This window comes from Acidovorax sp. NPDC077693, from assembly GCF_044542805.1.
Classification (GTDB): domain Bacteria; phylum Pseudomonadota; class Gammaproteobacteria; order Burkholderiales; family Burkholderiaceae_C; genus Acidovorax.
Window position 1 is genome coordinate 59406 of the sequence record NZ_JBITVD010000025.1, and the last position, 21978, is coordinate 81383.

21 protein-coding genes are annotated in these 21978 nt (G+C 63.2%); 8 read left to right on the forward strand and 13 right to left on the reverse strand.

The window, feature by feature from the left end; genetic code table 11:
- Positions 1 to 10: 10 nt before the first annotated feature.
- The gene (locus ACIGHN_RS26320; RefSeq protein WP_396507145.1) at positions 11 to 2998 is read right to left on the reverse strand and encodes a TIGR03032 family protein; all 2988 of its coding nucleotides are present in this window, start codon (positions 2996 to 2998) and stop codon (positions 11 to 13) included.
- Between the two features lie 85 nt (positions 2999 to 3083).
- Here ACIGHN_RS26320 and ACIGHN_RS26325 point away from each other — a divergent pair, with 85 nt between their 5' ends.
- Together ACIGHN_RS26325 and ACIGHN_RS26330 are read left to right on the forward strand one after the other, a co-directional pair.
- Positions 3084 to 4631, forward strand: coding sequence for an IPTL-CTERM sorting domain-containing protein (locus ACIGHN_RS26325; RefSeq protein WP_396507146.1), 1548 nt, complete (start codon positions 3084 to 3086; stop codon positions 4629 to 4631).
- 224 nt (positions 4632 to 4855) lie between these two features.
- A complete protein-coding gene (locus tag ACIGHN_RS26330) occupies positions 4856 to 5410 on the forward strand; it encodes an NTP transferase domain-containing protein (protein ID WP_396507148.1) in 555 nt (184 codons plus the stop codon).
- 131 nt (positions 5411 to 5541) lie between these two features.
- Here the strand turns inward: ACIGHN_RS26330 and ACIGHN_RS26335 are convergent, their stop codons facing one another.
- Together ACIGHN_RS26335 and ACIGHN_RS26340 are read right to left on the reverse strand one after the other, a co-directional pair.
- Complete coding sequence (locus ACIGHN_RS26335; protein ID WP_396507150.1) at positions 5542 to 6069, reverse strand: superoxide dismutase family protein; 528 nt, start codon at positions 6067 to 6069, stop codon at positions 5542 to 5544.
- Positions 6070 to 6183: 114 nt separating this feature from the next.
- On the reverse strand, positions 6184 to 6777 hold the full coding sequence (locus ACIGHN_RS26340; RefSeq protein ID WP_056412085.1) for a gamma-glutamylcyclotransferase: 594 nt from the start codon (positions 6775 to 6777) through the stop codon (positions 6184 to 6186).
- A gap of 129 nt (positions 6778 to 6906) precedes the next feature.
- Here ACIGHN_RS26340 and ACIGHN_RS26345 point away from each other — a divergent pair, with 129 nt between their 5' ends.
- Positions 6907 to 7458 carry an OmpA family protein gene (locus tag ACIGHN_RS26345; protein ID WP_396507152.1) on the forward strand — a complete coding sequence of 184 codons (552 nt, stop codon included), beginning with the start codon at positions 6907 to 6909 and terminating at the stop codon, positions 7456 to 7458.
- 152 nt (positions 7459 to 7610) lie between these two features.
- Here ACIGHN_RS26345 and gloA read toward each other — a convergent pair whose 3' ends face one another.
- Together gloA and ACIGHN_RS26355 are read right to left on the reverse strand one after the other, a co-directional pair.
- On the reverse strand, positions 7611 to 8024 hold the full coding sequence (gloA, locus tag ACIGHN_RS26350) for a lactoylglutathione lyase (RefSeq protein WP_056423361.1): 414 nt from the start codon (positions 8022 to 8024) through the stop codon (positions 7611 to 7613).
- The gene (locus ACIGHN_RS26355) at positions 8021 to 8572 is read right to left on the reverse strand and encodes a PaaI family thioesterase (protein ID WP_396507154.1); all 552 of its coding nucleotides are present in this window, start codon (positions 8570 to 8572) and stop codon (positions 8021 to 8023) included. Before ACIGHN_RS26355 ends, gloA begins: the two co-directional genes overlap by 4 nt.
- A gap of 82 nt (positions 8573 to 8654) precedes the next feature.
- On the opposite strand from ACIGHN_RS26355, the gene ACIGHN_RS26360 reads away from it, so the two are divergent.
- From ACIGHN_RS26360 to ACIGHN_RS26375, 4 genes are read left to right on the forward strand one after another with little or no spacing between them, the layout of a single operon-like run.
- On the forward strand, positions 8655 to 9137 hold the full coding sequence (locus ACIGHN_RS26360; RefSeq protein ID WP_056412097.1) for a MarR family winged helix-turn-helix transcriptional regulator: 483 nt from the start codon (positions 8655 to 8657) through the stop codon (positions 9135 to 9137).
- Positions 9127 to 10407 carry an MFS transporter gene (locus ACIGHN_RS26365; RefSeq protein ID WP_396507156.1) on the forward strand — a complete coding sequence of 427 codons (1281 nt, stop codon included), beginning with the start codon at positions 9127 to 9129 and terminating at the stop codon, positions 10405 to 10407. Before ACIGHN_RS26360 ends, ACIGHN_RS26365 begins: the two co-directional genes overlap by 11 nt.
- A gap of 59 nt (positions 10408 to 10466) precedes the next feature.
- Complete coding sequence (locus ACIGHN_RS26370; RefSeq protein WP_396507157.1) at positions 10467 to 10985, forward strand: MaoC family dehydratase; 519 nt, start codon at positions 10467 to 10469, stop codon at positions 10983 to 10985.
- Positions 10982 to 12415 (forward strand): MATE family efflux transporter, encoded by a 1434-nt coding sequence (locus ACIGHN_RS26375; RefSeq protein ID WP_396507159.1) that lies wholly within the window; start codon positions 10982 to 10984, stop codon positions 12413 to 12415. The genes ACIGHN_RS26370 and ACIGHN_RS26375 overlap by 4 nt, the downstream gene beginning before the upstream one ends.
- Positions 12416 to 12545: 130 nt before the next feature.
- Here the strand turns inward: ACIGHN_RS26375 and ACIGHN_RS26380 are convergent, their stop codons facing one another.
- The 5 genes from ACIGHN_RS26380 to ACIGHN_RS26400 form a co-directional block, all read right to left on the reverse strand.
- Positions 12546 to 13352 carry an SDR family NAD(P)-dependent oxidoreductase gene (locus ACIGHN_RS26380; protein WP_396507161.1) on the reverse strand — a complete coding sequence of 269 codons (807 nt, stop codon included), beginning with the start codon at positions 13350 to 13352 and terminating at the stop codon, positions 12546 to 12548.
- Between the two features lie 1073 nt (positions 13353 to 14425).
- Positions 14426 to 15379: a LysR family transcriptional regulator gene (locus ACIGHN_RS26385; protein WP_396507163.1), complete on the reverse strand. Its 954-nt coding sequence runs from the start codon at positions 15377 to 15379 to the stop codon at positions 14426 to 14428.
- A 195-nt stretch (positions 15380 to 15574) separates the two neighbouring features.
- A complete protein-coding gene (locus ACIGHN_RS26390) occupies positions 15575 to 15904 on the reverse strand; it encodes a Rieske (2Fe-2S) protein (RefSeq protein WP_396507164.1) in 330 nt (109 codons plus the stop codon).
- 128 nt (positions 15905 to 16032) lie between these two features.
- Positions 16033 to 16329, reverse strand: a complete 297-nt coding sequence (locus tag ACIGHN_RS26395) for a YciI family protein (RefSeq protein ID WP_396507166.1) — start codon at positions 16327 to 16329, stop codon at positions 16033 to 16035.
- A gap of 25 nt (positions 16330 to 16354) precedes the next feature.
- Positions 16355 to 17158 carry an SDR family oxidoreductase gene (locus tag ACIGHN_RS26400; protein WP_396507168.1) on the reverse strand — a complete coding sequence of 268 codons (804 nt, stop codon included), beginning with the start codon at positions 17156 to 17158 and terminating at the stop codon, positions 16355 to 16357.
- Between the two features lie 227 nt (positions 17159 to 17385).
- On the opposite strand from ACIGHN_RS26400, the gene ACIGHN_RS26405 reads away from it, so the two are divergent.
- Complete coding sequence (locus tag ACIGHN_RS26405) at positions 17386 to 18483, forward strand: AraC family transcriptional regulator ligand-binding domain-containing protein (protein WP_396507170.1); 1098 nt, start codon at positions 17386 to 17388, stop codon at positions 18481 to 18483.
- A 221-nt stretch (positions 18484 to 18704) separates the two neighbouring features.
- Here ACIGHN_RS26405 and ACIGHN_RS26410 read toward each other — a convergent pair whose 3' ends face one another.
- The 3 genes from ACIGHN_RS26410 to ACIGHN_RS26420 all read right to left on the reverse strand — a co-directional run bounded on the left by ACIGHN_RS26410 (position 18705) and on the right by ACIGHN_RS26420 (position 21881).
- Positions 18705 to 19499: an alpha/beta hydrolase family protein gene (locus ACIGHN_RS26410; protein WP_396507171.1), complete on the reverse strand. Its 795-nt coding sequence runs from the start codon at positions 19497 to 19499 to the stop codon at positions 18705 to 18707.
- 233 nt (positions 19500 to 19732) lie between these two features.
- On the reverse strand, positions 19733 to 20716 hold the full coding sequence (locus ACIGHN_RS26415; RefSeq protein WP_396507173.1) for an alpha/beta fold hydrolase: 984 nt from the start codon (positions 20714 to 20716) through the stop codon (positions 19733 to 19735).
- A gap of 529 nt (positions 20717 to 21245) precedes the next feature.
- On the reverse strand, positions 21246 to 21881 hold the full coding sequence (locus ACIGHN_RS26420) for an aminotransferase class I/II-fold pyridoxal phosphate-dependent enzyme (RefSeq protein WP_396507175.1): 636 nt from the start codon (positions 21879 to 21881) through the stop codon (positions 21246 to 21248).
- Between the last annotated feature and the right edge of the window lie 97 nt (positions 21882 to 21978).

Genomic DNA, 21978 nt, shown 5'->3' on the forward strand with positions numbered 1-21978 from the left:
GTTCGCCATCTCAGTCCCTCGCCACATCCTTCATGGCCTCGTCCGACAGGACGAACGAGCCGCCAATGACATCGGCATCGGGCTCCAGCACCTCGGGGTAGCGCAGGTCGGGCAGTATCTGGATGTCGAAGATCTCCTGCACGATGCCCTCGAAACGGATGAAGCCCACCGTATTGCCGGTGTTCAGGTCAATGACCCAGACGCCACAGCTACGCTCTTCAGGCTTGAGGCGCTGGCTCAAGGCAATGCCGTCGAACACGCTCTCGCGCACCTGGGACAGTCCCACGAAGGCCAACGAACCATGCATGGCCAGGCCGCGGGTAAAGCCGGGCATGTGGGCGACGGTTTGTGTTTTTCCGGTGGCCGGATCGAACGTGATGAGCGTGCCTTTGGCGCTCTCGAGCAACCACCATTGGCCGTTGTGCCAGCGCGGGGAATGCGGCATGCCAAGGCCTTGGGTGACGATTTCGTTGCTGGCGATGTCCATGACGATGCCGCCTTGGGCTTTGTGGTGCCGCCATCCTTCGGGGGTGTTGGTGCTGCCCAGGGCCGTGACCAAGGTGGGGGTGCCGTCGCGCATCCCCAGGCCATTGAGGTGGCATCGGTCTTCGGCCGCCAGCGCGGTGACAAACGATGGTCGCCAGCGTGGCACAAAGCTGTGGTCGCGGTCGAGCGTGCACAGAGCCGAAAACCGGGTGTTGACCACCCATAGTTCACCACCCGCATCAAAAGCCAGCTCATGCACTCTGATGTCGCCAGTGACGTGCATGTTGCGCGGTATGAAGCAGCCGTCGTGCTTGTTGGGGTGCAGACGGGAGGCGACGTCGGGCATGTTTCGGTAGTCCCAGACGGCTTGCAGCGTGCCGATGGCCAAGCGGTTGCCGTCATAGGCCATGCCCATGGGACTGGGAAAGTAGGTCAGGTGGGTGTTGAGCTTCGGGCCATCTGCACGCAGGGTGATGAGGCGGCCGCTTTGGTAGGTGGTCACCAGCAGCGATGCGCCCAACTCATTGAGCAGTTGCGGCAAGGATGTGGTGTGAACGCTGCGAAAGTCCTGGTGGTCGTGCGGCTGGGCGGGGGCGGCGCTGGGGGCGGGCGTTGGCATGGGGTGGACGGTGGCCGGGTGGGGGCCGGCGGCAGGCATGGGAGCGGGAGCGACGGGCGCCACCGGCGTAGGGGGGCGGCGCAGGGGCTCGTGGGCAAACAGTGCCCGGGCGCGCTCGGCAGTGGCCGAGACCAGGTGCATCAGAGGCTCGATTTCGGTGGCGTTGGCTCGCCATTTGTCGGGGTTGGCTGGCGTGAGGGTATGCCGCGAAGGCGGCAGCGGTGCGGTCAAGTTGCGATCCCACGGCAAGCCAACGAACTGGCTGAGCCTGCGCACTTCTTGCTCCGGGTGAGCCACCAGTTGGTCGTAGCTGGCCACGCACCAGCTGTCGGGTGGCAGCGTCTGCAGGTCATCCAGCACGGTGCGGGTGATGGACTCCCATTGGCGCACGGCAACCTCTGCCGTGGACATGCCAGCCATGTCACGCCATCCTTGTACCAAAGCCAGCGACCAAGGTGTGCCGCGCCAGCCAGGCAAGTCGTAGGTGACAAAGTGCCCGGAGCGCCAGGCATCCAGCATGCTGCTGATGGTGGCGCGTTCATCGCGGTACAGGTAGATGAACATGGCATCCGGAAACATGGCGCGCAAAAAAGGAATGCGCAGGCTGTTTTTCGGGGTTTTTTCCAGAAACCGAAAGCTATCCCGGTCCGCCGTGGGCCGCCCTTCGCGGTCGTGGGCAGCGGTGGCAAATCGGGATGCAAGCTCCTGCATCACCTCGGGGGTGGCATCTGCACTGCCCAGTTGGTTGGAGTGCCATTGGTGGGCGGCGGGATGCAGCGCCTCGATGCCCTCGATCAGTGCATGGCTCTCACCGCCGATGGAGAACACGTCCTTCGCCTGGCTCAGCGTCTCAAACAGCAGCGACGACCCTGAGCGCGGAGACGAAACGATGAAAACGGGCCGGTCGAATCGCGTCTGTGCGCCGCGCACCGACGGCACCACCCGCTCGGCCAGATCGGTGTTGAGGGCGGGTGCCAACAATATCTGCTGCACCGCGAAGGCGCCGTCCACCCCGTTGGAAAGCGTCACGCTACTGCGCAGTCGGCCCATCCTGTCGCCGGTACTTTCCAGCAGATCGGCATAGGCGCGCCAACCCGAAGGGGCTGACTGGTGCCGGTCCCAGAGCTGCCGCCATTGGTCGAAAAAACCGGCCACTTCGGCACGCAGGGCTTCGCCCGAATTTGTGCTGGGCAGCACGGCCTGGATGTTTGCAAACAGCGTTTGCTGCTCTGCTGGCGACATCACCACAGGAAAATTGTCCACCTCATGCCAAATTTTCGGCCGGGCGCCGGGCTCGAAGGCCACCGTGCGGACCGGGCCCATGGCTGGCGCTTGCGGATCCGTGGGGCGGCCGCCTTGCGCGAGCAGTGCCGACAGTGCCGCCGAACCCGTGGTGTCGATCACCAGGTGGATGCGCTGCAAGTGGGTGGGATTGATGACGTTGTGCTCGCGCCAGGTATCGAACACCCAGGCTTGACCGGCTGCCATGTGCAGCGCTTGGCCGCCGCAGATAAATTGCACCGCAGGATCGGTCACGATGGGCACATGCACGCGCATGTGCTGCTGCCAGTAGTAATTGACATCCACATGCAAGCTGGCTTCGGCCCGGCCATCAATGCGCATCAGGCGGGTGCGGCCGATGGGGGCTTGCAGTACCGACATCACTTGTTGCAGGTACGGGCAATCGTGCAGTTGCGGCGTGGGTTGCATCACTCCTTTGACACCGTTGTTCAGGGGGTCGCCCTCCACCGCCATCAGCGGCAAGGCCGCATTGCCAGCGTGCCCTTCGGGGTGTGGCTGCCACGCCACTTCGGGCAGGGCGCGGATCTCGCTGGCCAAACGGGCCGCATCGAAGGCCAGGGGGAGTCGGATGAATTCTGTGTTCAGGCGCATAAGGGTCAGGCACCGGTTACTTTCGTGCCCATTGTTCGTAGAATCTGGCCAACAGCAAAGTTAGCATCACTAAAGGATGAGGGATATGGCGGTATACCTGACACAGGGTGGTGCATGGGATCGTAAGTCCGATGCAAAACGGACAGGAAAAAGCGCGGTACTGGCTGCGGGCGCGGCGCTCGCAGCCATGGGCGGGCAAGCATCGGCAGCGGTCATCGAAGTGGATTCTCTGGCTGACGATGTCACGGCAGGCGACAACTTGTGCACGCTGCGCGAGGCGGTGAACAATGCCAACACCGACAGCGACACCACCGGGGGAGATTGCGTTGCAGGCGCGGGCACCGACACCATTGACCTGTCTGCGTTGACCGGCACCATCACATTGGGTGGTACCCATCTGCGTCTTACCGATTCGGTCACGGTGCAAGGACCCACGACAGGGACACTGAGCATCAATGGCAATAGCACTTCCCGCATTTTTTATGTCAGAAGTGCCGGTGTAAACGTCACCATCAGCCGTCTGACGCTGACGGCGGGTAGAAATAGCAGTGGCGCTGCTATTCGTTTCGAGCAATCGGGAAGCTTGACGATCGACCAGTCCGTCATCACGGGCAATGTGTCGACCAGCAAAGGTGGCGCGCTGTTTTTCAGATCCAATGCAGGCGGGGTCAACATCAGCAACACCAGGGTCAGCAATAACACCGCAAGTTCCGGTGGAGCAGGGTTGTTTTTGTATAACGTAGCTGGCTCCAGCAGCATCACCAGTTCCACGATTTCAGGAAATTCCGGCGGATCTCGGGGCGGCGGCATCTTTTTGTATAAAATTAATGCGCCATTGACCATCAGTGATACTACGATTTCGGGCAATAGCACCGGCAATGGTCGTGGTGGTGGGGTGTTCTTTTATAAATCGTCTGCACCCGGCACACTGACCGTTGATCGCTCGACGATCAGTGGTAACACTGCAGGCCAAGGGGGCGGTTTCTTTTTTTACAAAACCAACTCCACGTTGCGTCTGGAAAATACCACCATATCCGGTAACGCCGCCAATGCGGGAAAGGGTGGCGGCATTTATTTGAGGGGTTCTTTTGGCGGTACCCAGTTGACCGACATACGTTCGTCTACGCTGGCATCCAATACGGCGAGCACATCGGGGGGTAATCTCGACGGAGGGAACAGCGCCAACACCATCAACATCACGAATTCCATCTTCGCTGGTGGCACCGCGCCGACGGGCCCCGATATCAACACGGGAAACGCCACCATCAATATGAACTACTCGCTGCTGCAAAGCACATCGGCCGCTGTGGTGGTGGGTGGCAATAATATCGGTAACGTGGACCCCCAATTAGGATCGCTGGCCAACAATGGTGGCGCCACGCTCACACGCTTGATTGCCAGTACCAGCCCGGCACGCAATGCAGGCTCAAACACGTTCGTGACCGTGGCTTCAACCGACCAGCGAGGATTGACGCGCATCGTGGGCGGCACCATCGATATGGGTGCGGTGGAGATTCAACCCTTTGTACCAACCGATACTGCCAGCAAGATTCCTACTTTATCGCAATGGGCTTTGGTGCTGCTGGCGACCTTGCTGGCGTGGTTGGGTATCCGCCGTTATCCAAAGGTCTAAAAGGCCACTCGGGCGCATTGGCGGGCGGCGCTTACGGTGGCGTGCCTTGGGGAAAGTTGAGGCAATCGAGCAGGCCATTGGGGCCGAAGCCTGAATTGACCAAGCGTGCGTAGATCACTGGCGCTCGCAAGCGATGGGCCATTCATTGCGGCGTTGCTTCGCATTTTCTGCCGTACGGGAAACTGGCGAGAACATCTTTTTCAATCCCACAGGCAATTGCGTCGATGCGACACCAGCTTCCCACGGTCCTGATCCTCGCCTCCGGCCGGGGCGAACGGTTTACCGCATCGGGCGGCGCGGTACACAAGCTGCGCGCGCCCTTGGGCAGCACTACCGTGCTGGAGCACACCCTGGCTGCCGTGCGGGCCAGTGGTTTGCCTTGGCATGTGGAGGACGAGGGCCACCCCGGCATGGGCGATTCGATTGCAGCGGCGGTGCGCGCGACGGCAACGGCACCGGGTTGGCTGGTACTGCCCGGAGATTTGCCGCTGGTGCTCCCCGAAACGCTAAGTTCCATCGCCGCCGTCTTGGCGGACTGCGCCGTGGCGGTGCCGGTGCACCAGGGCAAACGCGGCCACCCCGTGGGTTTTGCCGCCGAATGCCTGTCTGGACTGCTGGCCCTGGCGGGAGAGCAGGGCGCTGCCAGCGTGGTGCGCCAGCAGGCGCAGCAAAAAAGAGTGCGTTGGCTGGAAGTGGAAGACGCAGGCACGGTGACGGACATCGACACCGTGCAGGATCTGGCGCGCGCCGAAGCCGTGTTGGCGGCGCGCCGGACCTGAGGGCTCCCCAAAAAAGCAAACCCGCCGGCCGATGCAGCGGGGCGGGTTATGGCCAGCGCAACGGCGGGCAAAAGCTTTGCAGGCAGGCGGGCGGATCGGTGCGGCTTCAGCGCCCTACCTGCGTGCGACCGTTACTTGGCGGCGATCACGGCACAGGCCAGACGGGGGCCGGCGTTGCCCGTGGGCTGGGTCTTGTAGTCGTCGGGGTCGCGGTGCACGATCAGGCCCTTGCCCACGATGTCGTTGGCGGTGCTGCCCACGCGAATAGTGCGCGACTCGAAGCTGAAGGTGGCCACGCCGTTGGCGTCGGCCTTGAGGCTGGGCAGGTCGCCCGTGTGGTGCTCGCCCGCGCCGTGGTGGCCGTGGGGCTTGCCGCCGGGGTTGAAGTGGCCGCCGGCGCTCATGCCGTCGCCGCTGGAGCAGTCGCCTTTTTCATGGATGTGAAAGCCGTGCTCGGCACCCGCCTTGAGGCCACGGATTTCGCCGGACACCTTCACCACATCGCCGGCTTGCACGAACTTCACCGTGCCGGTGGTGGTGCTGCCGCGCGTGGGCTCCAGCGTGGCGCTGGCCGTGGGGCCGGAGGAATAACCGGCGCAGCCCACCAGGGCGGCAGCGGCGATGAGGGACAGAACACCGGCTGAACGAACATTTTTCATGGGTCAGGCTCCTTGGCTGAGGGTGAGAGACCGCCGCATTGTGCACCCGCCGCGCTGCACCGCAGGACACGGCGCCGTCCGCACCGGCCGCCGACGCACCGTGCTCCAGAGCGTCTAAGCCTCTTTGCGGGCCAGTGCAATCAGCTTGGCCAAGGCGCGGTCATGGATACCGTGCCTGCGCAGCTCATCGTAGGTGGCCTGGGCGTAGTCCCGCGTGGTACCGAAGCGCCCGCAGGCCTGCTCGAAGATGCGGCAGTACTCTTCGTCGGGCAGCTCGCCCGTGTGGTTGGGACTTTTGCGCGACAGGGTGAACGCCAGCGCCTGCACGGTGCCCTGCGGCGTGCGGCAGGGCAACCAGCGCGGGTCGTACACGGCGGTGACCATCTCGCGCTGCCACAGGTTGATGAGCACCTGCCGCGCCTGCGCCTTGTCCACCCGGAACACCATCCCCCGGCAGCTGCCGCCCGACAGCATGCCGAACACCAGCCCCGGGCACTCGGGCGTGCCGCGGTTGATGCGGCTCCACATCTTGAGCGCCCGGTGCCAGCCGTGCACGGTGGCGGGGCGCCGCTCGGTGTAATCAAAGTCCGGCCGCCAGATCAGCGAGCCATAGCCGAACACCCACAGGTCACTGTGGCCGCCCCATTCATCCAGTGCACGCTCCAGCATGGGAGCCGGGTCGCGAAGGGGCGCGGGAAGATTCGTCATGGGAGCACTTTACAATTGAAGGCTTTGGTGCGGCGTGCCAGGGTCTTGTGCCCGCCACAGACAGTGCAGCGGCATGCGCACGCCAGACCTTTTTCTACCTCAATCAACATCACGACTACGGGAGTTTTCATGTCCAGTTCCGACGACGATAGCCAAGAACGTTTTGCCTTGGGTTTCCTGTTTGCGCTCATCGCGCTGGTGATCTCCGCCGTGGTCGGCACCGTGGTGGTCAAGCGCGTGGGCGCTGCCGGTGCCGCCAAGCCGGTGGCGGTGGCAGCAGCACCTGCTGCTGCACCTGCCGCACCCGCTGTTGCAAGCAACGCGCCAGCGGCCCTGGTCGCTGACGATGCGGCCAGCGTGCGGGTGGACAACGGCGTGGTGAAGTTCTACTTTGCCAGCGCCAAGGCCGACCTGGCCGCCGGCGCCAACGAAGCGCTGGCCGACGTGGTCAAGGGCGTGGCCGAGGGCAAGAAGGCCATCGTGTCGGGCTTTCACGACGCCACGGGCGACGCCGCGCTGAACGCCGAACTGGCCAAGCAGCGCGCCTTTGCGGTGCGTGACGCACTCAAGGGCCTGGGCGTGGCCGACGACAAGATCGACCTGAAGAAGCCCGAAGAAACCACGGCCAGCGGCAACAACGCCGAAGCCCGCCGTGTGGAAGTGGCACTGAGCGCGCAGTAATCCAGCGGCAGTCCACCGCGGACCCAATGAAAAAGCCCGGCAATGCCGGGCTTTTTTACGGGCGCTCAATGGGCCGATGAATTGAATAAAAACTGGCTCTACCGCTTGTCTGGTAAGCGCTACAAGCTATCAATTCAATAGCAATCGCCAAATCAACGCAGACCACCGCCTGCCGAACCCTCGGCCCTTTGTATCAATTCAATCTTGTACCCGTCCGGGTCCGTGACGAAGGCGATGACCGTGGTGCCGCCCTTCACGGGGCCCGCTTCGCGCGTCACGTTGCCGCCCGATGCCTTGATCTTCTCGCACGCCGCATAAGCGTCTGGCACGCCCAGGGCGATGTGGCCGTAGGCCGTGCCCAGGTCATAGCTTTCGGTGCCCCAGTTGTAGGTCAGCTCGATCTCGGCCTGGCCGGGGTTGCCGCCGTCAAAGCCCAGAAAGGCCAGCGAGTATTTGTACTCAGGGTTTTCGGATTGGCGCAGCAGTTGCATGCCCAGCACCTGGGTGTAGAAGTCAATCGAGCGTTGAAGGTTGCCAACGCGCAGCATCGTGTGGAGGAATCTCATGCCTTCGATTGTGCCGGCAGATCAAAGACCAAGCAGGTGGTGGTGGCGTGGGCGTACAGCGTGCCGTCCGGGCCCAACAGGCGGGCTTCGGCCGTGGCCAGTTGGCGGCCGCAGTGGATCACGCGGCCTTCGGCGCGCACGCGTTGCACCTTGGGTGTCAGGGCCTTGACCAAGTTCACGCCCAGCTCGGCGGTGGTGTAGCCGCGGCCGGGCAGCATGCGGGTGTGCACGGCGCAGCCCAGGGCCGAGTCCAGCAGGGTGGCAAACCAGCCGCCGTGCACGGTGCCCATGGGGTTCAGGTGGGCCGGCCCCGGCGTGCCCTGGAAGACGGCCAGCCCTTCGTCCACCTCCATCAACTGGAAGTCCAGCGTGCGGGCGATGGGCGGGTAGGGCAGCTCTCCACGCAGCATGGCCTGCATCATCTGCAAACCCGTCAAGCCCGCCACCTGGTCGGGGCGCGAGACGCCCGGTCCCGCGCCGGCCTCCAGCCGGGCGGCGATCTCGCGTTCTTGGGCGAGCCATTGTTCAAGCTGGTTGTTCTGCGTCATGGGTACGGTGCCTTGGATGGGAGTGGGGTGAAAGCCAAACGAATAACTTGCATATGCAATTATTGCAGATACAATTTATAGCATGCAAGCTGAAATCACTCCACCCGAAGCTGTCGCCGGTGCGCTCCCCCAGGGCTGCACCAACTTCAAACTGCGCCAGCTGATGCGGCGGGTGGCGCAGCACTACGACACCGAGATGGCACGGTGCGGCCTCAAGACCACGCAGTATTCGCTGCTGTCGCATGTGCTCAAGCTGGGGCCCATTCGCCCGGGGGACTTGGCCGCGGCCATGAAGATGGACGCCTCGACGCTGACCCGCAACCTGCGCCCGCTGGTCGATGCCGGCTGGGTCACGCTCGAAGCCGGGGCCGATGCGCGCAGCCGGCTGGTGCACATCACCGATGCCGGCCGCGATAAACGCGCCGAGGCCCAGCGCCACTGGAAGGCCGCGCAACTGGCGCTCAACGACACCCTGGGGGCAGGGCGGGTGAACGCGCTGCACGCCTTGGTCGACGATTCCCTGGCCCTGCTGGCCAGCGCCCAGGAGCCCGGCGATGACCAATGACACCCGTAACACCGCCCCCGCAGGGCCCGCACGCGCTGCTGCGCCCGCGCTGCCCTTGTCCCTGTGGCTGGTGCTGCTGGCCGCAGCGGGTGCCTTTGCACTGACCATGGGCACGCGCCAGACGATGGGCCTGTTCCTGTCGGCGCTCAACACCTCCACCGCGCTGGGCATTGGCAGCATCAGCCTGGCGTTTGCGTTCGGCCAACTGTGGTGGGGGCTGACCCAGCCCTTTTCGGGTGCGGTGGCCGACCGCATCGGTACCGGCCGCGTGATCCTGCTGGGCGTGGCACTGGTGGCGCTGGGCACTTTCATCACGCCCTACATGACCACGACCGCCGGCCTTATCTTCGCCATTGGCGTGCTGGCCGCGGGCGGGGCAGGGATGGCGGGGCCGTCGGTGCTGATGGCCGCCACCTCGCGCCTGGTTCCGGCCCACCAGCGTGGCCTGGCCACCGGCATCGTGAACGCGGGCGGCTCTTTCGGCCAGTTCATCATGGCGCCCATCGCCATCAGCCTGACCGCCGCACTGGGCTGGGCCAGCGCCATGCAGTGGCTGGGTGTGCTGGTGCTGCTGGCATTGCCAGCGGTATGGGTACTCAAGGGCAATTCCAACGCGCTCGCGGCACAGGCCGCTGCCGCGTCGGGCCAAAAGGCATTGACCGCCCGCCAGGCCGTGGCCCAGGCGCTGGCCACCCCGAGCTACCGCTACCTGGCCATCGGGTTCTTGGTGTGCGGCTTTCATGTGGCCTTCCTGGCCACGCACCTGCCGGGGGTGATTGCGGCGTGCGGGTTGCCGCCGCAAGTGGGCGGCTGGGCCTTGGCCGTGATCGGCCTCTTCAACATCGTGGGCAGCCTGGCCATGGGCTGGGCCGTGGGGCGCTGGCGCATGAAGTCGCTGCTGTCGCTGCTGTACGCCGTGCGCGGCCTGGCGGTGCTGGTGTTTCTGTTCGCGCCCAAGACGACGCCGGTGGTCCTGATTTTTGCGGCGGTGATGGGCGTGACCTTCCTCTCCACCGTGCCGCCCACGGCGGGCCTGGTCGCCAAGATGTTCGGCACCGCCAACATGGCGATGCTGTTTGGCGTGGTGATGCTGTCGCACCAGATCGGCGGATTTTTGGGTGCGTACCTGGGCGGCAGCGTGTTCCAGGCTACCGGCAGCTACGACTGGGTCTGGTACATCGACATCGCCCTGGCTGCAGGTGCGGCGCTGGTGAATCTGCCCATCCGCGAGGCCCCGCTGGCGCGCCGTACGGCCGCCGCCGCGGCCTGACCCTGGTCCCAGTCCCAGCACTTCTTCTTCACGTGTTCCTCCGTTGAAAGCACCCTGCCATGACTTCACCTCTGGCGGCAGCCGCCGCAGTGACTGACCCAGCCCAACCCCAACCGCTGTACCTGGACGACCTGGCCGTGGGCGACCGCTTCACCAGCGGTGAACACGCCATGGACGAAGCCCAGATCAAGGCGTTTGCAACCCAATTCGACCCGCAGCCTTTTCACCTGGACGAGGCCGCGGGCCGCGCCACGCTGTTCGGCGGCTTGGCCGCCAGCGGCTGGCACACAGCGGCCATCACCATGCGCTTGCAGGTGACCACGGGCCTGCCGGTTGCCGGCGGCATCATCGGCGCCGGGGCAGAAATCAGCTGGCCACGGCCCACCCGCGCCACTGACGTGCTGCACGTGGTGAGCGAGGTGCTGGAGATCCAGCCGTCCAAGTCCAAGCCCTACCGCGGCATGGTCACCGTGCGCAGCGAAACCCGCAACCAGCAGGGCGACGTACTGCAGCTTTCCACCGTGCGCATCGTGGTGCCGCGCAGGCAGGCGGCAGCCACCCCGGGGGCGGCTTCATGACCGGCGCAGCCACGGCGCCAGCCGCGCCCGCGCCGCTCGACGCACGCACCCGCATGCTGCTGGAAGCGCCCATTGCGCCCACCTTGCTGCGCCTGGCCATGCCCAATGTGCTGGTGATGCTGGCGCAGGCGGGTGTGGGTCTGATCGAAACCTATTTCGTGGGTCAACTGGGCACCGATGCGCTGGCGGGCATGGCGCTGGTCTTCCCCGTGGTCATGCTGATGCAGATGACGTCGGCGGGCGCCATGGGCGGGGGCATTGCGTCGGCCATTGCGCGGGCGCTGGGGGCGCGCCGGCGTGACGATGCCGATGCGCTGGTGCTGCACGCGCTGGCCATTGCGGCGGTGTTTGCGCTGGTGTTCACGGTGGCGGTGGTGGGAGGAGGGCGCTGGCTGTACACCCGCATGGGTGGCACCGGCGGCGCGCTGGAGGCTGCGCTGATCTACTCCAACTGGGTTTTCGCGGGGGCGTTTCTGGTCTGGCTATTCAATACGCTCTCGGCCGTGATCCGCGGTACCGGCAACATGGCGGTGCCTGCGTATGTCACGGTGCTGGGCGCGGTGGTGCTGGTGCCGCTGTCGCCGTTGCTGATCTTTGGCTGGGGCCCGGTGCCGGGCCTGGGTATTGCAGGCGGCGCCATCGCGCTAATGGCGTACTACGCCGTGGGCAGCGCCGTGCTGGCGGCCTATTTGTGGTCGCCGCGCAGCCTGCTGCGGCCGTCGTTGGCGCAGATCCGGTTTCGCTGGGCGCTGTTCAAGGACATCTTGCGGGTGGGCCTGGTGGGTACGGTATCTACCGTGGCCACCAACCTGGCGATCGGCGTGACGACGGCGCTGGTGGGCGGTTTCGGCACCGCGGCCATCGCGGGCTATGGCACCGCGTCGCGGCTGGAGTATTTGCTGGTGCCGCTGGTGTTCGGCCTGGGCGCACCGCTGGTGGCCATGGTCGGCACCTGCATCGGCGCCGGCCAGCGCGAGCGGGCCCTGCGCGCCACCTGGATCGGCGCGGCCATCGCGTTTGCCATGGCCGAAGCCATCGGACTGTGGGCGGCCGCCTTTCCGGGCACATGGCTGCGTCTTTTCAACAGCGACCCGGCCATGCTGGAGGCTGGCGCGCTGTACCTGCGCACCGTGGGCCCCGTGTATGGATTCTTCGGCCTGGGCCTGGTGCTGTACTTTGCATCGCAAGGGGCAGGGCGCCTGTTGTGGCCCGTGATCGGCAACATCGCCCGGTTGGCGGTGGCCGTGACGGGCGGTTGGCTGGCCCTGCGCTGGGGTGGCGGGCTGACCGCCGTGTTCGCCGCGCAGGGCGTGGCGCTGGTCCTCTACGGGCTGGTCAACGCATGGGCCATTGCAGGCGGGGCCTGGTTCGGCCGGGTGGGCTGGCCGCGCAGCATGGCGGGCCTGCTCAGCCGCGTGCCGCAGGGTTGAGCCGGACTGAACTGAACAAGGCTGCAGAGGCCCGAACGGTGCTGAATTGGACTAAAAAAGGGCCTACCGCGCACTGGGCTTGCGCTAGCAGCTATTGATTTAATAGCTACTGGCGCTGCGGCTCTTAGCGTCACACCGGCACGGTGTAGTTCAGCGTCATACGCCCTCCATCCACGGTCACGATCTCACCCGTGACATAACTGGCCGCGTCACTCGCCAGCCAGGCCACCACATCGGCGATTTCCGACGGCTCGCCCAGCCGCTTCATCGGCGTGCGGCTCATGATCTTTTGCTTGGCCTCGTCGCTGGTGAGCACGGCCTTGGCGGCCAGCTCGGTGGCGATGGTGCCGGGCGCGACGGCGTTCACGCGGATGTTCTTGTCGGCCAAAGCCAGCGCCATGACGCGGGTGAGCTGGTTCACGCCGCCCTTGCTCACGTTGTAGCTGGAAATGCTCGGGATGGTCAGCACGCCGTTGACCGAACTCATGTTGACGATGGACCCGCCGCCAGCCGCCACCATGGCCCGCGCCACGGCCTGGCCCACCAGAAACGAGCCCTTGAGGTTGACCCGCAGCACAGCGTCGAAATCTGCCTCGGTCACATCGAGAAAGTCCGCAGCCCTGAAGATGCCGGCATTGTTCACCAGCACATCGATGCGCCCATGCGCGGCCAGCACTTGAGCCACCAGGGCATCGACCTGCGCCTTGTCGCCCACGTCGCAGCGCACATACAGCGCGCCCAATTCCTGCGCCAGCGCCTGGCCGCGCGCGTCGTCCACATCCACGATGACCGGCTTGGCACCATCGGCCGCAAACCGCCGCACGCAAGCTTCGCCGATGCCTTGCGCGCCGCCGGTGACGATGCAGACACGACCCTGGTGGCCGAAGTGGATGGTGGATGAGCGTGTTGTGGGAGATGGTGGTGCTGTGAGGGTCATGGGCCTGATGGTAGCGGTGATGGTGGGGTCTGGTGAGCTAGACGGAGGCTGCCTGGAGCTGCCTCTGCAGCGGCTCTATGACTTTATACGATGTATATTATGTAAAATGACTCAAATGGTGAACGTCATGGTTACCTACGTTCATTATCTTAAAGTTGTTCGTAGTTTTATCTTAAAGTTGTTCACAAACTTTGCCCCCTTCGCGCAGCACCGCGCAAATTGTCGATTCCACTCGAGTTTTGTATTTTTCTCATTGAGTTTTGTACTTTTAGGGTGCGAGGAAATCGCGTAACTATTTGATTTTCAATGGGAAATTTCTTCCTGGTGACGTTTTGCCTATCTTCTTTGCCTTCTTTTTAAGCAAATTTCAGGAATTTTGCCCCACTCCTTAGAGCCGCGAATCGTGTTGATTGCTCCGCAATGCGACCTAGCCACCAGGTGAATGCATATTGTTTGTGAGTGCTTGCTTTCTCAGGTCAATCATTGGGAGGAAATTGGTGAGAAATTTCCCCTATCGTTGCCGGCCCAAGAACTGGGAGCAACGGCACCCCTACCCGTTTCCTACGGGTTGCTTGTTCGTGTGGCAAAGGAGTGACAGTGCGTGCAAGTGGACGAGTCGCGATCGGACAGCTTTAGGCTGGTTGCAGCCGCTCAACCGCAGTCGTTGAACGACTACGCGATCTTGGGGAGGTCCGGCCACAAGATCAGCAAGGTGCAAAAGTGGACCACTGCAAAGAACGGGCGAAACACCACGCCCCGGCTCCCATAGCTGTCCGTCGTGCGAGAGCTTTCTCCGAACCGTGTCCTCTGGCTACTCTGGCTCTGGGATGACGACTACACGTCAGTAGCAGTTGCATAGGCGGGCGGACCATGCCATCTGCGAAGGTTCATTCCCGATCTACTCGACCCCATTGATTGGCACACGTCCTGTTTTTCGCGGCGGCAACCGGGGCGATGAGTAAAAAACAGCGTGTAGAGGTCATCATCTTGGCGGTTCGGTTAGAACACCTCAAGCCAGTCGGAACGAGCTAACGGAGCAGGGACCCCACAATGCGCAGAAGCTCGGCATGCGGTTACCCGGCAAGCCCGCTGCGCAACCAGGGGTCGACGGTACCACCCCGGCCGTCGAAAGACTCGACCAGATAGTCCATGAAGGCACGCGTACGTGCCGGCACGTATTTGCGGGTAGGCATCGCGGCATACAGAGTCGTGGTGAGCATGTGCCACCCGGGTAGCACGCGCTCTAGGGCCTTGTCGTGCAGTGCGTCCGCGATCACAAATGATGGAAGCCCAGCAACGCCCATGCCCGCCATTGCCGCTGCAAACATGGTGTCGACATGAGAGGTTCCCAAGGCTCCGCGCAGCATGCCCAGCCTGACGGTGTCACTGCTTGGCACAGCCTCTGTCCCGCCACTTCGCCGAAAGTTCAGCTCACGCACACTGGGCGGAATGATCATGTCGTGCTCGGTCAAATCATTGGGCGTCTCCGGTCGGCCCCTGCGGTCAAGGTACTCCGGCGAAGCACTGACGATCACCTCACTGAGCGCCATTGGTCGGGCAATGAAATCACCGCTCAAGGCTTGTGTGCTGGCAATGATGGTTACGTCGAACGTATCGTCGACGGTGCTCACAGGTCCCGTGGCCGCTACTTCGATGCTGACATGGGGAAATCGGCGTCGAAACTCAGGCAGCTTTTTGGCCAACTGATGAACAGCGAAAGCTGGAGGCATCAGCAACCTCAGATGGCCGCGCGGCTCCAGGGTGGCCACGCCAGCTTGCGCCTCTGCGTCCTCGATATCAGCCAGAATCTGGCGGACGCGGTCCAAATAGTTTTCGCCCGCATCTGTGAGTGCGATCCGACGGGTGGTCCGATTGATCAGCCGGGTGCCAAGGTGCTCTTCAAGTTCTGCAACCAATCGGGTGATGACGGGCGGCGACATGTTGAAAGTACGCGCTGCGCCGGCAAAGCTGCCCTGGTCGACGACACGGGAAAATACCCGCATGGCATTGAGACGGTCAAGGGTCATGGATGAAAAATCCCGCAGATAGGAGGGACTGGCCACGGCGAGCCGGGTGCCTCTGCATCGGACGCATGCCAGTGAAGGCGCGCCTCATTGCCGTCAGACAGGCCCACGGTGCCCCGAGCTGCGGCACGCTTGCGCTATGGCCATGGCGTCGGGTGGCGTGTTGAGTCGCTCACCAACACGCCGCTGTGGCGTGCCCTACTGCATCGTGACGAATACGTCGCCGTCTTCTTCGGTGACAAGGTAGCTTGAGAGCGGTTTGACCTTCATGCGAATGAACAGCATCCTGGCGTCTTTCACGGGCTCGCCGGTGGCAGCGTTGAAACGCGCGCCGTGCCAAGGGCACACTATCGCGCCCTCCTCGATGGTTCCCTTGCAAAGGTTAGCGCCCAGGTGCGTGCACTTGCGATCAAGCACCGACAGGCCTTGAGGCGTTCGCGTCAAAAGCAGCTTCTTTCCGTTGCATTCAACAGGAACCATGGCATGCACGCGTACTTCGCGGGATGCTGCGATCTTGTATTTCTTCATGGGAATCCCCGGTGAACGCTCATCAGCGTCTGCCACTGGCAACTTGCGCCAGTGTTGGTCAGATGGGTACGCACCTGGCCCCGGCTCAATGGGCGACGGCCACGGCGCGCTCGACGTTCGAAACCGCTTCAGCTGCGCGACTTCAAGCTGGGCATTGCAAAGTGCTCGTAGTGGCCGATGCCATTCTTGACGACCGGGTCTTCGGACGTGAAGCCCTTGATGTCCTGGTCGTCGGCGATCTGGTATAGCGAGACGCCGTAGCCGCCTGCAGGGTCCATGACCGGGCCATGGGCGACGATGATGCCCTGTGCCAGCAAGTCGTTCATGTAGTCGCCGTGGCGCTTCATGAGGTCACGCTCCTGATCCGACAGTGTCGGCAGGAAGTCGGGCCGCGGCGGAATGAATTTGCAAAGGTAGTATTTCATCGCTCTTCTCCTGCTGATAACGCAACTAGGCAGCGGTTTGGACGCTTTTGAGGATCGAGCCCTCGAACATCTTGGGGACGTAGCTCTGCAGGAACAGGATCATGCCGGTCATCTTGCCTACCGGATTGCTGAACTTTGGGTCCTTGCTGGCGATGAGCTTTGCGATGGTCTCAACCACCGCGTCGGGCGCCTGGGCCTCGTCGAGTCCCTTCTGTGTGGCGGCGTTGGCCTGTTTGCGATAAGTGTTGTAGTCGCTGATGGCCTGGCCGGTCGCGGTGACAGCGTTGTTCCCGAGGTTGGTCTTGAACCAGACTGGCTCCACCATGCTGACCTTGATGTTGAACGGGTTCAGCTCGAAGCGCAGGGACTTGAAGAAGCCTTGGACCGCATGTTTGGAAGCCGTGTAGAAAGACAGGTTCGGCGGACCGATCAGCCCAACGATGGAGCTGACGGTGATGATCTGGCCTTCGCGTTTGGCACGAAAGTGCGGCAGCAGCGCGTTCGTCACCTTGACCGTGCCCCAGAAGTTGGTTTCGAACTGCTGGCGAGCGGCGTCCAGGGTTGTCTCCTCCGCCAGGCCGGTCACCATGTAGCCTGCGTTGTTCACCAGGACATCCAGGTGCGGTGTAAGGCGGAACAGCTCCCGTGTGAAGCTCTCGATTGACGCGTCATCGTCGATGTCCAGACGAATCAGCTTGAAAGGCAGACGGGTGTGTTTCTGCGGGTCGCGGCTGGTGCCGATGACGTTGAAGCCCTGCTGATGCAGATGGGTGGCCACCATCAGGCCAAACCCTGAAGAGGCGCCGGTAATCAATACAGTCTTTTTCATGGTCAGTGCTTTCGAAGGCTGCAGAGCCGGGGGCTTCTGCTGGGTTAGGAAGTCGGGGCTTGCAAGCCCGCTGCAAAGGCGTTCGGAACAAGCTCGACTTTGCCCAAGCCATGGCGCCACGGCACTCGCCGAACGCGCCAATCGTCATACGGATTGCGCCAACACCAGCGTCCAACTTGGCGCGTTCCGCCGGTGCATGCCGAAAGCCAGACTTGTAAACTGAAGTCATGCAAGAAGAGAAAGCATCCCCACAGAGCCTGCCTGACGGTCGGCCAGCGCACGCAGGCACATTTTCGATCTGGCCCGGCTGGCTGCTTCTCATGCACGACGCTGGCGTGGATGGAGCCAATGTGCTGCGACGAGCACAGCTGCCCGGAGATCTGTTCGCCCGGCCCAGCACTCGGCTCGATTCTCAGACGTACTTCAAACTGTGGGCCGCCATCGAGGCAGATGGACGCCCCGAAGACGGCCCGGTGCCGCTTCGGCTCGCAGAGAGGATGACCTCCGATTGGTTCGAGCCTGAACTGTTCGTGGCCCTGTGCAGCGACGACATGAACGGCGCCCTGACCCGCTTGGCCAAGTACAAACGCCTGGCAGGCCCGATGGCATTGCACATAGAGCGCACGGGGCGCAGGACCACCGCGGCGCTGGAGTTTCTCGATCATGCGATGCCGCCGCCGTCGGTGTTGATGGCCTTCAAGCTGGTGTTTCTGGTCCAACTGGCGCGGCTCGCCACCCGCAGCAAGCTGTACCCCCTGCAAGTTGGATGGCCACAGCCCCCGCAATCCGCCCAGGAAGCGCGGGCTTACGCAGACTACTTTGGTGTCTCGGTCGAAGACGCTCCGGTGCCTACCCTGGTGTTCTCGGCGGAGGACGCCAAACAGCCATTCCTGACAGCCAACCACGGCATGTGGTCGTTTTTCGAGCCCGCGCTGCGCCAGCGACTTGCGGACTTGAACCGGCACGCGACAACCGCTGACCGCGTGCGCAGTGCCCTGCTGGAGGCCTTGCCCGCCGGGGGTCTCTCGATGCAGGCGGTATGCCGCAAGCTCGGAGTCAGCAGCCGGACCCTGCAGCGTCGACTGCAAGAGGAGGGAACGAGCTTCCAGCAGACCCTGGACAACCTGCGCAACGCGCTGGCGCACCACTACTTGCAGAACTCGCTGATGTCGGGGGCCGAAATCGCCTTCCTGCTGGGCTTTGAGGATCCGAACTCCTTCATCCGGTCGTTCCAGGCCTGGAACGGCAGCACACCGCATGCCGTGCGCTTGGCTCAAGCGGCGGCCAAGGGCAACTCTGCTGAGCCTGAGCTGCTATCCCGCTGATGCCTCACTTGCCGCCCTCGGCCTTGTACGGTGGTTTCAGCCAGGGGGATTTGCGCAGTGAGTGCGGAAACATGCGTTGCGGCACCTGGCTTGAGCTGGCTTGGCACGTAGGTGCCCCTCAGTATTAGCATTTGTCCAGGACCGCAATGCCAGCGCAGCCACGCATGCCCGGAGCCAGTAGCCGGCGCGCGGCGACTAAGCGGCGGGTGCCGGCCGCGGCTTCACCCCGCAGCACCTCTCACGCCGGCAGACCGTGCAATCAGCGTGTGCCATGAGCGATCCCACCGCTGCAGGGCTGAGCCGTCCGTGCCGAATGTCTGATCCATGAAGGCCAGCGACAGCTCGCGCGTTGCAGCCTTGATCTGTTGGTTGAGTTGTGGACCGCCCGGACCTGCGCGGTCCGTGAAGACGCTGTGGGAACCGCCCTGGTACATCACCAATGCCTTGCGGCGGTCCGGCATGGCGTCGTAGACCGCCACCCTGTCTTCGACCCCCGAATGCTTGCCGGGGATCCAGATCACGTCGTCCGTTGTTGTCACGTGCAGCGTCGGAATGGCCACCTGATCAAGTATCGCCGGCAGGTCCGGCTCGCCATAGAAAGGCGGTGCGGACAAGATGACAGCTGCGCTGATGCGGCCGTCCCGGAAGCACCGCCACTGGCCACTGCGCTGGACCCTTGCGCCGATGGCGAGTAGCGTGGTATTGGCCCCGTATGAGTGTCCCGCTGCGACGATGCGCCGGGGATTGATGTGCAAGCCGGTGACCGGATGATCGGCGCTCAGCAGGTGGTCCAGCGCGAACCGAAGGTCGCAGACCCGGTGCACGGCCTCCGTCTCGTCGGCCGCGCTCTGCAAGCGGCTCACCAGCGTCAAAGGGTTGCCGCCCCACACGGAATAGTCGCTGCCCACATGCTGCACATGGAGGCTGGCTACGCCGTTCGATGCCCAGTGTCGACCCAGATAACCATAGTTGCCGCGCGAACCGCCCATGCCATGAGAAAAGAGCATCAATGGCACTGTGCCCGAGGGCGAATCGCCCAAAGGCAGATAGAGCCTCACTGGCACCCGCCGACCGCGGGAGGCGTCCGACCACTCCATGTCGATCGAGCGATGCGTCAGCGGCGGCTGGTCCTTTTCCCCCTGGGCCTGGGCCCAGGGGGAAAAGAGCGCAGAGGCGATGGCCGCGCAGGCGCCCCTACGACTGACTGTTGAAGGCGCCCTCATCCCAAGCTGCTGCGCGTGCAACACGACTACGCTTTACGGGTGTTGTGAATAAAGGCGGCGATTTGCGCGGCAGCCATCTCCGGATGCTGGTGATGTGGAGCATGGCCAGCGCGCGGATAGGTGATGAGATTCAGGGTAGGCAGTTGCCCCCCCAGTGCGTACCAGTTCTCCACGGGTACGGAAGGGTCATGGTCGCCCGCGAGATGCAGGATCGGCACATTGGTGTGCTTGAGCGCCTGCAGCACCTCGTCCGAGGGGAACATGGGGTTTGGCGGCGATGGGGGCACCTGGGTCAGGGCCCATTCCACTGGCACGTCGGGGCTGCGGCCGGTCTTGCGGGCAAAGATGCGCTCGAAGGAGCGCTGCGAGGCGGCCCGGCTTGCCTGATCGCTGGGTTCGAAGAACATCGTCGTGTACTGCTCCAGCGTTGCAGGTCCCTGCGCTGCCAAGTCATAGAAGAGTTGCTCGCCTGCTTTGACGAGTTTGCCGGGTGGCGTTGTCGAGATCAGGACCGCATGGCTGACGCTGGCGCCGAACATGGCGACATAGATCTGCGCCACGATGCCGCCGAAGGACCAACCACCGATAACCACGTCCTTGAGGCGCAGGCCATCGATCAGATCCTTGGCATCCTTGACCAGCGCGCTGGGGTTATAGGAGCGTTCACCGGTCGACAGGCCCATGCCGGAATGGTCGAATGTGACGACCTGAAAGCCCTGCGCAGCAAGTGCGTCGATGAAAGCCGGGTCCCACAGATCAAGCACACCGCGAAAGCGGTGAGCCAACACGATCGGCTTGCCCTTGCCGACGGATCGGTAGGCCAGCTTGCGTCCACCGGTTTCAACGAACAACGTGAGGGCTGATCCCGCGCCTGCAACCTTCGCAGCGGCTGGTGCAGCACGGGACAAGCCCGCCAGCACCACGGCGCCGCCCAGGAGGGCATGTCGGCGAGACGCGGCAGGGACGTCGGATGCAGAAGCTTCGGGACGAGTGGATGGGATGACAGGCATGGGTACTCCTTGATGACGGTGCACTTCAATGTGCCGGCGAGGGCGAGTGCGTGCACTCGCCGAAGGCGCCAATCAGTCGACCAAACGCGCCAGTCCTTCATGCACGTTGCGACTTCCGCGGATGCCGGGCTGTTGAACCCTGCCTGGAATGAGTTTGAAGGACATCAATCGCGCAGCCGCGAAGCTCAGAATGAAGATCCGAGGTCCGGTCGCCCTGGTCACTGGCGCCTAAGGCGGCCGCGGCTCCGCCTTCGCACAAGGACTGCTCGCTGCTGGAGCTTCCAAGGGACCTTCCGCGGTGCACGAATTAGCGGCAGCCATCCAGCGCAGTGTCATCCTCGTGCGGTTGACTTCGCCGTCGGAACCCAGATCCGCTAATGCGACAGCGGTTAAGTCATCTACGGAGATTCCGGAATGTGCGATCGAAGGGCGGTCAGATTCTTCCGAACGATCTGCTCGATTTGCTTCGAACGTAGGCTGAGGATCTGGCAGGCCGCGATCTATTGCACAGTGCAAGCAATGAGGCGTTCTATGCCCTCAACTTATGACGTTGGATCAGTTCCGCTGCAGTGCGGCCCACTTTCCGGACTGCTTCGATGAAGCTGTCGTCAATGACTTGGCAACACGGGATCCGAATGCAGTGACGATAACGTGAACCCTTCGAATAGACCTGGCCAGGCATGATCACAACACCCTGGTCCAGAGCAGCGTGGTATAGAGCCAGGCTGTCCACCGTGTGCGGTAGCTCCACCCACAGCACGAACCCTCCAATGGGCTGGGTTGCGCGCGTCCCTGTTGGAAAGAACTGTCCGATCAGCCCTCGGACTTTGGACACCTGTGTGAAGTACAGCCGCCGTAGGCTGCGAAGGTGCTGCTCATAGCCGCCGCTCTGAAGAAACTGCCCGACCGCTTCGCAGAGCACCACTGATTCCGCTGCACTGGAAGTGAAGCGCAGCTCCTGGACAATGTGGCTAAAACGGCCGGCGACGATCCAACCAATTCGGAAATCTGGCGAGAGTGTTTTGGAGAACCCTCCGCATGCGATCACCCATCCACCCGGATCGAAAGCCTTGACGATGGGCTCCAATGGCTCATTGAATTGAAGCTCTGCGTACATGGTGTCTTCAATGAGCGGCGTCTTGTGTTCGTTGAGCAGCTTGGCCAACTTGAATCGCCCCGGCTGAACTAGACACCTTCGAGCCTCAAACCTGAGGCCCAATAGGAGGTGCCATGACAAAGCAGCCATATCCCGAAGAGTTCAA